Source organism: Curtobacterium sp. B18 (genome assembly GCF_000333375.1).
GTDB lineage: Bacteria > Actinomycetota > Actinomycetes > Actinomycetales > Microbacteriaceae > Curtobacterium.
The window spans coordinates 1-8,565 of sequence record NZ_BACZ01000103.1 but is presented as its reverse complement, the minus strand read 5'-3'; the positions used below and the strand labels follow the sequence as shown (position 1 = coordinate 8,565).

Below are 8,565 nucleotides of genomic sequence, written 5' to 3'. Positions count from 1 at the left end.
CACGTTCCGGCTCGCTGACGTGCGTGTGGCCCTCGAACACGGCGACGTCCCACACGTCGGAGTCGAGCGGCGCCACGTTCCAGTCGCCCATGAGCGCCAGCGGTGTGTCCGGCTCGGCACGGAGCCACTCGGACGTGCGGTCGGCGAGCTGTCCGAGCCAGTCGAGCTTGTACGTGTAGTGCGGGTCGCCCAGCTCGCGGCCGTTCGGCACGTAGAGGCTCCACAGCCGGACGCCGTCGACCGTGACACCCATGGCACGGGCCTCCACCGGCAGGTCGGGTCCCTCGTGCCCCTTGAGGAAGCCGGGCTGGCCGGGGAAGTCGCGGGTGACGTCCTCGAGCGGGAGCCGGCTGGCGAAGGCGACGCCGTTCCACTGGTTCAGGCCGTGCGCCTCGACCTGGTAGCCGGCAGCCTCGAACGCCTCGAAGGGGAACTGCTCGGGCTTGCACTTGATCTCCTGCATGCCGAGGACGTCGACGTCCTCGCGCACCAGCCAGTCGACGATCCGACCCACTCGGGTGCGGACGGAGTTCACGTTCCAGGTCGCCACGCGCATGGGTCCGAACCTACCGTGGGCCAGCCGGGCGCCGTCCGCGTGCCGGGGCCACGGGGCGGGCGGGGCACGGCACGATGGTGTTCGGTGGACGGACACGACGAGCACGACGAGACCCCTCCGGAGGGACGCATGGCATCGACGACGACCGGCGTGGCGGGGACTGCGGCCACGACGCGGGCCGGCGTGGCGGGGACCGCGACCGCGACGCCGACCGGCGTGGCGGGGTCCGCGACGGCCACGACGACGCGGGCGGCCACCGAGGGACGGACCATCATCGACGACAGCGTCGTCGCGAAGGTCGCCGGCATCGCCGCCGCCACCGTCCCCGGGGTCCACGCACTCGGCGGAGCCGCGACCCGGGCGTTCGGTGCGGTCCGGGACGCGATCGCATCGAGCGCCCTCGGCCGTGGTGGGTCCTGGTCGAGCGCGCTCGGACAGGGTGTCCGCGTCGAGGTCGGCGACGAGCGCGCCGCGATCGAGCTCACGATCGTCGTGGACCACCCGAGGCCGATCCCGGCCGTCGCCGAGGCGGTGCGGACGGCCGTCGCCACCGCCGTCACCGAGTTCGTCGGCCTCGAGGTCGTGTCGGTCGACGTCGTGGTCACGGACGTGTGGGTCGCGGCCCTCGACGGGGACGTCGACGGCGCGGAGGTGGGAGTCCCGGTCCTCGACCGGGACGTCGACGGCACGGACGCCACCCGCGGTCGCGCCCGGTGACCACCGTCGGCGGTGCCGCACGACGAGGCAGCGGCGGCCCTCGGGCGATCGACGGGCTGACCCGTGCACGGGGTGACGTCGTGGTGCCGTCGGTCGTGCGCTCCGCGGCACGGGGGCGACCGGTGCAGGCCGTGTGGATCAACGAGATCGGCGGCCGGACCTTCCGCATCGGCGAGGACGGGCGTGCCGAGGAGTACGTCAAGGTCCTGCCGCACGCCTACGCGTCGTGGATCGTCGGCGAGGCCGCCCGGCTGACGTGGGCGTCCCGGTACGCGACGGTGCCGGAGCTCCTCGACCACGGCGTCGACGACGAGGGGGTCTGGCTGCGCACGCGGGCACTCCCCGGGTGGAGCGCGGTCGATCCGCGGTGGCACGACGAGCCCCGGACGGCCGTCATCGCGGCCGGCGAGGGCCTCCGGGCACTGCACGACACGCTGCCCGTGCTGGACTGCCCGTTCGAGTGGTCCTCCGTGCAGCGGGCCGGACGCGCCCGCGCCGCCGGGGCCGATCCGGACGCGCTCGGCCCCGAGCCGGCCGTGGACCGCGTCGTGGTGTGCCACGGCGACCCCTGCACGCCGAACACCCTGATCGGTGCCGACGGACGGTTCGCCGGGCACGTGGACCTCGACGCCCTGGGGATCGCCGACCGGTGGGCGGACCTCGGTGTGGCGACGATGGCGCTCGGCTGGAACTACGGCCCCGGGTGGGAGGGGCTCTTCCACGAGGCGTACGGAGTCCCGCTCGACGAGGAGCGGACCGCCTGGTACCGGGCGCTGTGGAACCTGGACGACGACGGCGTGGAGACGTCAGCGGACGGCGGCGACGGGGTCGAGGCGGTCAGCGACGGCGTCGACACGGCCGCCGGGCGGGACGACTAGAAGGCCACGCCCCGCGCCTGCATGAACGGCACCGGGTCGACGGTGGCGCCGTTCACGTGCACCTCGAAGTGCGTGTGGCAGCCCGTCGAGTTGCCGGTGGAGCCGACGAGCGCGATCAGCTGCCCGGCCGAGACCCGCTGCCCGGGGCTGACGCGGAACCCGCCGTTCACGATGTGCCCGTACGCGGTCTGCACGCCACCGCCGTGGCTGATCCGGACGTAGTTGCCGTACCCGCCGTACCAGCCGGCGTAGTCGACGGTGCCCGCGGCCGCCGCGACGATGGGCGTCGAGCAGCCGCTCGCCAGGTCCGCACCGTCGTGCTTGATGACGGAGCCGTAGATCGGGTGCACGCGGTACCCGTAGGGGCTGATGACGTAGCCACTCGCCGGCCGGACCCACCCGGTGCCCGAACCGGAACCGGGCGATCCGCTGGCGCCGGAGCCGCTGCTGCCCGTGCTGCCACCGCCGCCACCGCCACCGCTGTTCGCCGCGGCGGCCGCGCGCTGAGCGGCGAGCGCGCGCAGGTACGCCTCGCGCGCAGCCTTCTCCTCTGCCGCCTTGCGCACGGCCTCGCCCTTGGCGAACTCGGCCTCGGTCCGGACGCGGCCGGAGGTCAGCGTCGCGAGCTGGGCGTCGAGGCGGGCCTTGTTCGACTGCTGCTCGTCGTAGGCGGCCTGCACCTTGTCGGCCGCGGCCTGGGACGCCTGCATGCGGCGCTCGGCCTCGGCAGCGAGGTCGGCGAGCGCCTCGGACGCACGGTCGGCCTGGTCGGTGAGGGAGCGGGCGACGGCGGCGTCGGCCGTGGCTGCCGCCTCGACGCGTTCGGCCTGCTCCGAGAGCTTGCTCAGCGCACCGAGGTTGTAGAGGAGGTCACTGGCGTCCTGGCCGCCGGAGATGACGGACGCCGTGACGTCGGATCCACCGGACCGGGCCATCTGCGCCGCGAACTGTCCCGCCTGGGCGGCGCTCTGCTCGGCGGTCTCGGTGTGCTCGTCGGCGTCGGCGCGGAGTCGCTGCTCCTTCTCGGCGGCGTCCTGCGCCTTGCCCTGCGCCTCGAAGAACTCGGTGCCGAGGCGCTGGGCCTCGGCCTCGGCCGCCTTCACCTTGCTGGAGAGCCCGGAGATGATGCCCCGGATCTCGGTGATCTGGTCCTGCTTGGCGGACTCCTGCCCGCGCGCGGCCATCACCTCGTCCCACGAGGGGTAGGTCGCCGCGCTCGCCACCGGGGCGTCGAGCACCACCGTGCCGACCAGGCCCGCGAGCGCGAGCGCGGTGGCGGCGAGACGGAGGCGGACGGCGGCACGGCGACGCGGGTGGCTTGGGGGACGAGTCACGCACCCGAGCCTATACATCCGTTCAGGCACGACGGGTCGTCGCCGCGCGGCTGTGGAGAACTTCGCAGGGCGGGCGTTCAGAACCCGCGTTCCCGCCGGATGGCGTCGGCGCTGTCGACGACGTCCCGCTGCAGCACGGCGGCCCCGGCCGTCCCGGCGTAGTCGTAGACGTCGAACCCGGCGCAGTGCGTGATCGTCGCGGGCGGCCCGAGGGAGTCCTCGACGGCGGTCGTCCAGACGTCGCCGGACCCGATCACGACGAAGGTCGGGGCGGCGTCGCGGTACGCGCCGAGGTCGACGAGCCACGGGTAGGTCTGGAACGTGTCCCGCACCTGCAGCAGCTGCACGTTCGTGGACGCGTAGGTCGCGAGGGGGCGGACGGTCCAGAACTGCCCGACGCCCACGACGTCCCGTCCCCCGGCCCAGCGGTCCAGGCAGGCGGCCGGGTCCGAGCGTGCGTCGACGACCGCGCGGAGGGTGCTCGGCGCGGTGGCGACCCCGGTGAGCAGGACCCCGGCGGCAGCGAGGGCGAGCACGGCCCGGATGCCGCGCCGTGGCCGGTGCACCTGGGTCCGGCGGACGGCGGTGCGGGCGAGCTCGGCGACCGCGACCAGGGCGAGGAGCGGCGCCGTCACGATCGGCTCGAGGTACCGCGGGGTCTCCGAACCGGCGACGACCACCCCGACCGACACGGCCACGACGGTGACGAGGGGGAGCGCGGCGGCGACGAGGACCGTCCGTGACGTCCGGACCCGCCACGCCCACACGGTCCCGCCGACCGACAGGAGGACGCCCACGAGCAGCAGGAGCAGACCCGCGTCCCCCGCGGCCGACCCCGCGCGGTCGTCCGTGAGCGCGGCGAAGAACCCGAGGGTCTCGCCGGCACGCGACGGCTGGACGTAGGTCGACGGGTCGAGGGAGACGAACGGCCGGAGCGGGATCCGCAGCAGGTACCCGACGACCGAGCCCACCGTCACCGTGCCCGCGAGCACCGCGACCAGGCGCCAGGGCAGTCGGCGTGCGAGCGCGAGGAGCACCAGCGTCACCACGACCGGCGCCGCCGACCACGGCACGTACAGCGGGTTCGACGCGGTCGTGCAGGCGGCGACGAGGCCCAGCACGACGAGGACCGGCACGGACGCCCGCCCGGTCCGCACCGCGCGGAGCACCAGGACCGCGGTGCCGAGCATCGCCAGGACCGCCCCGTAGTAGTACGTCGTCGTGAGGAGCAGGGACGCGAGCTCCAGCGAGGTCGCCGTCGCCGAGGACTCGGTGAGCACCAGGAGCGTCACGAACCCGAGCGCCACGGCGGACACCGCGATCCGTGCCGAGCGTCGAGCCGCCGGCATGAGCTCGTTCGCGGCCGCGCGCACGAGGGCGTAGACGGCCAGCAGCACGAGGACGCCGTTCAGCGCGAGGGCCTGCTGCGGCGTCGCGGTCACGAGGGCGCACAGCAGGTAGACCGGCAGCTCGGGGAAGAAGAACAGCGCCGGGGACATCGCCCACTCGAACGGCTGCCCGAGCTCCATCGAGCGGCGGACGAGCGGCAGCAGCACCGAGTCGCCGTCGTACCAGAGCAGGGTGACCCTCGGGGTCGCGACGACGTGACGCAGGGCGATGACGGACAGGGCCAGCGCGACCAGCGCACCGAGCGCCTCCTGGCCGACCGCACGCCCCCGAGCGGGCCGCCCGGCGCCGTCGGTCCCGCGCGTCACCTCGGTGACGGGGCGCGCGTCGGAGGGCATGACCGGAGCGTACCGACCGAGGCTCGGAGCGCCCCACCCACGCGGGGCAGCGCGCTCCGGGGACGACCGGCTACCCTTGTGGGCTGTGACCGACGCGCGCGACCAGCTCATCCAGTTCATCACGGACGAAGCGGTGTTCCACGGAGACTTCACCCTCACCAGCGGGAAGAAGGCGACGTACTACATCGACCTCCGCAAGGTGAGCCTGGACCACCGTGTCGCCCCGCTCATCGGCCAGGTCATGACCGACCTCATCGGCCAGGTCCCGGACGTCGCCGCGGTCGGCGGGCTCACCATGGGCGCCGACCCCATCGCCAGCGCCGTGCTCCACCAGGCCGCCGCCCGCGGGCTCGCGTACGACGCCTTCGTCGTGCGCAAGGAGCCGAAGGACCACGGCCGCGGCAAGCAGGTCGAGGGTCCGGACCTCGCGGGCAAGCGCGTGATCGTGCTCGAGGACACCTCGACGACCGGCGGTTCGCCGCTCAAGGCCGCCGAGGCACTGGAGCGCGAGGGCGCGATCATCGCCGCCGTGGCCGTCGTGGTCGACCGCGACACCGGCGCCAAGGAGAAGATCGAGGCCGCCGGGTACCCCTACTTCGCCGCGATCGGACTGGCCGACCTGGGGCTCTCCGCATGACCGAGGAGCGTCCGGACGACGCGCACGAGCCCGACCAGACCGCCGGACCCGCAGACGGGGACGACGGACTGGAGGCGCGGCGCGGTTCCGTCCCGGACGCTCCGTTCCACGGTCTCCGCAGCGCCGCCGACATCTTCGGTGCGCCGCGGGGCGCGGACGACTGGCCCTCGCGCCGCGAGCGGCGCGAGGCCGAGAAGTCCGCGCGCGAGACCGGCGCGCCCCTGCCGGAACCCTTCGAGCCGGTGACCGCCGAAGAGCCCGAGGTCCGCGCGACGCCGTCGTCCGCCGACGAGGACGACGCCACCCAGGCGATCTCGATGCCCGAACAGCTCGAGGCGCCGTCCGAGAACCCCCAGGCCGAGGCCGAGCACGAACGGGCGACGCTCTCCGACCGCATCCCCGCCGCAGCACCGGTCCCGCCGCCCTCCACCGCGCCGCACCCCTCGTCGATCAGCCTGCCGACGGCCCGGTCGCACCGCGACGAGCGCGCCGCCGAGAACCGCGCGATCGACGAGGAACGGCGCCGCACCGACCCGTTCGGCGCCGGGCGCGAGGACGTCGACTGGCTCGGGCGGGCCACCGGTCCGCGCACGGCCGTTCCCGCCGAGCCGACCGCCGCGCCGGCCGTCCCGGCAGCCCCGGTCGTACCCCGACCGCTCGGCGTCGAGAACGTCCTGCCGCCCACCGACGAGCCCCCGAGCTTCACCGAGCTGCTCCGGACCGCCGGCGGCGACGTCGAGGGCACGGCCGGCGACGAACGACCGTTCGACTGGGCCATCCGCGACGACGAGCCCGGCGAGGTCCCGGCGACGCTGACGACGAACGCGTTCGACACCACGGCGCTCGCCGGTGGTCGCTGGAGCCTGGCGGACGAGGCGGACGAGTCGGACGACGACGTCGTCGCCGGTGAGCTGCCGACCCCGGTCGACGGGACGCCCATCGTCGGCGCGGCGGCTGCCGCACCGACCGTCGCGCCCGTTCCCGCACCCGCACCGCCGCCCGCCCTCGGGCCGTCCGCCCCCGTGGTGCCGGGCCACCTCGACGACCGGACGGACGGGTCGGAGGACGACCCGCGCCTCCCGTCCGACGCGCCGACCACCGCACTGCCCGTCGCCGGGACGCCGTGGTGGGCCGAGCCCGACGGCACCGTCCCGCCGACGGCGGCCCCGCCGCTCGTCGAACCGGCTACCTCGGAACCGGAGCCCGCCGCCTACCCGGCGCACCTGCCACCGGCGGTCGGGCAGGACCTCGACGCCGTGATGGGGATCCGTGGCCACGAGCCGACGGCGCACGCGGACGACGCGGCACCGCTCCCGGCGGCCGCGCCGGACGACCTCGACCAGTCCGAGTGGGACGGCCGCGAGACGAGCGACACGAGCGCCATCAAGGACCTCTTCGGGACCGAGGCGGTCGGGCAGCTCGGCGGGACCGGCTACGACCCGCACGACACCGGCACGCGCATGATGCCGGCCGTCGGGGCCACGCCCGCGCACGCACCCGGTCCAGGCCGCACGCCGGTTGCACCCGCAGCGGCAGCGGCAGCCGCAGCGTCCGCCGGCGGTGGCGACGGCGGTGGCGACCGCGACAACTTCATCAACGAGGGCTTCGCGAAGCTCCGGAACGAGGGCCGACGCGGGAAGCTGCTGCTCGTCTGGGGCTCGATCGCGCTCATCATCGTGCTGCTCGTCGCCGTGTTCGCCCTGACGAAGTGGATCCTCGGCAACTCGATCGAGGAGCGCACCCCGGCACCGACGTCGACCTCGGCCGCGTCGGCGTCGTCGTCCCCGAAGGCGGCCTCGTCGTCGCCGGCGTCCGCGGCACCGTCGTCGAACACCCTGCAGACCCTGCAGTTCGCCACGACCCCGGCGGGCCCGGGGGAACACGCCTGGACCGACCTCGCGGGCGGCGAGTGCCTGTCACCGTTCACCAACGCGTGGGCGCAGACCTACACCGTCGTGGACTGCCAGAGCCCGCACCTCGCCCAGCTCACCGCACGCCTGCAGGTGTCGGCGAACCAGTGGCCGGGGCCGGACGACCTCGCGTCCCAGGCGGCCGAGCGGTGCCAGACGTCCGAGGCGCTCGACACGGCTGCCGCGGCGGCCTACGGCGACGTGCAGGTGCAGGGGTCGTACGCGCCGGACCAGGCGACGTGGGACCAGGGCGACACGTTCATCTCGTGCTTCGTGACCCGGTCGTCGGGCGGCACCATGACGGGCTCGGTCGCGCCGAACGCCTAGGGGCTGCGGTCCCGGCGGGCTGACCGACCCGGAACGACACCACCGATGTCGTACGACGTCGACGATGTCGTTCCGGCGCGGCCAGCGGCCGGCGTCTCACGCGCGGGCGGAGACCTTCGACGACACCTCGTCGAGCGTCCGGAGCTCGTCCGCGCTGAGCTCGAGCTCCGCCGAGGCCAGGAGCGCCGGCAGCTGCTCGGTGTTCCGCGCGCTGGCGATCGGCGCGACGACGTCCGGCTGGGCCTGCAGCCACGCGAGGGCGACGGTCGCGACCTCGGTCGAGCGGTCCGCGGCGATCGTCGCGAGGGCGTTGACCACGGCGAGGCCCGCCTCGTTGAAGTAGCCCGAGACCTGGCCCTCGCGGTCCCTGCCGGCGACGTCCTCGGCCGTGCGATACTTGCCCGTCAGGAAAGCGGCCGCGAGCGCGAAGTAGGGGACACCCCGAGGTGCTCGGTCGCGGC

Annotated in this window: 8 protein-coding genes; 4 read left to right on the top strand and 4 right to left on the bottom strand. The window is 74.7% G+C overall.

Features of this window, described 5'->3' with window-relative positions:
• On the bottom strand, positions 1 to 556 hold a 556-nt coding region (locus I5E_RS02860), incomplete at its 3' end, for an exodeoxyribonuclease III (RefSeq protein WP_022905658.1).
• Between the two features lie 129 nt (positions 557 to 685).
• Here I5E_RS02860 and I5E_RS21045 point away from each other — a divergent pair.
• Positions 686 to 1,273 carry an Asp23/Gls24 family envelope stress response protein gene (locus tag I5E_RS21045; protein ID WP_083857845.1) on the top strand — a complete coding sequence of 196 codons (588 nt, stop codon included), beginning with the start codon at positions 686 to 688 and terminating at the stop codon, positions 1,271 to 1,273.
• Complete coding sequence (locus tag I5E_RS02850; protein ID WP_022905656.1) at positions 1,270 to 2,151, top strand: aminoglycoside 3'-phosphotransferase; 882 nt, start codon at positions 1,270 to 1,272, stop codon at positions 2,149 to 2,151. The genes I5E_RS21045 and I5E_RS02850 overlap by 4 nt, the downstream gene beginning before the upstream one ends.
• On the opposite strand, the gene I5E_RS24150 is transcribed toward I5E_RS02850, so the two are convergent.
• Both I5E_RS24150 and I5E_RS02840 read right to left on the bottom strand, forming a co-directional pair.
• Complete coding sequence (locus I5E_RS24150; RefSeq protein ID WP_049973427.1) at positions 2,148 to 3,485, bottom strand: M23 family metallopeptidase; 1,338 nt, start codon at positions 3,483 to 3,485, stop codon at positions 2,148 to 2,150. The genes I5E_RS02850 and I5E_RS24150 overlap by 4 nt on opposite strands.
• Positions 3,486 to 3,562: 77 nt before the next feature.
• Positions 3,563 to 5,230, bottom strand: a complete 1,668-nt coding sequence (locus I5E_RS02840) for a hypothetical protein (protein WP_022905655.1) — start codon at positions 5,228 to 5,230, stop codon at positions 3,563 to 3,565.
• 85 nt (positions 5,231 to 5,315) lie between these two features.
• Here I5E_RS02840 and pyrE point away from each other — a divergent pair, with 85 nt between their 5' ends.
• Both pyrE and I5E_RS02830 read left to right on the top strand, forming a co-directional pair.
• Positions 5,316 to 5,867, top strand: coding sequence for an orotate phosphoribosyltransferase (gene pyrE / locus I5E_RS02835; protein ID WP_022905654.1), 552 nt, complete (start codon positions 5,316 to 5,318; stop codon positions 5,865 to 5,867).
• On the top strand, positions 5,864 to 8,104 hold the full coding sequence (locus I5E_RS02830) for a septum formation family protein (protein ID WP_022905653.1): 2,241 nt from the start codon (positions 5,864 to 5,866) through the stop codon (positions 8,102 to 8,104). The genes pyrE and I5E_RS02830 overlap by 4 nt, the downstream gene beginning before the upstream one ends.
• A gap of 96 nt (positions 8,105 to 8,200) precedes the next feature.
• On the opposite strand, the gene I5E_RS02825 is transcribed toward I5E_RS02830, so the two are convergent.
• Positions 8,201 to 8,565: aldo/keto reductase (locus tag I5E_RS02825; protein WP_022905652.1), on the bottom strand; the 365-nt coding region annotated here is incomplete at its 5' end.

Excerpts from the sequence above, each read along its gene's own strand:
- I5E_RS21045 (WP_083857845.1), top strand. The coding sequence starts at position 686 with ATGGCATCGACGACGACCGGCGTGGCGGGGACTGCGGCCACGACGCGG.
- I5E_RS02830 (WP_022905653.1), top strand. The coding sequence starts at position 5,864 with ATGACCGAGGAGCGTCCGGACGACGCGCACGAGCCCGACCAGACCGCC.
- I5E_RS02840 (WP_022905655.1), bottom strand. The coding sequence starts at position 5,230 with ATGCCCTCCGACGCGCGCCCCGTCACCGAGGTGACGCGCGGGACCGAC.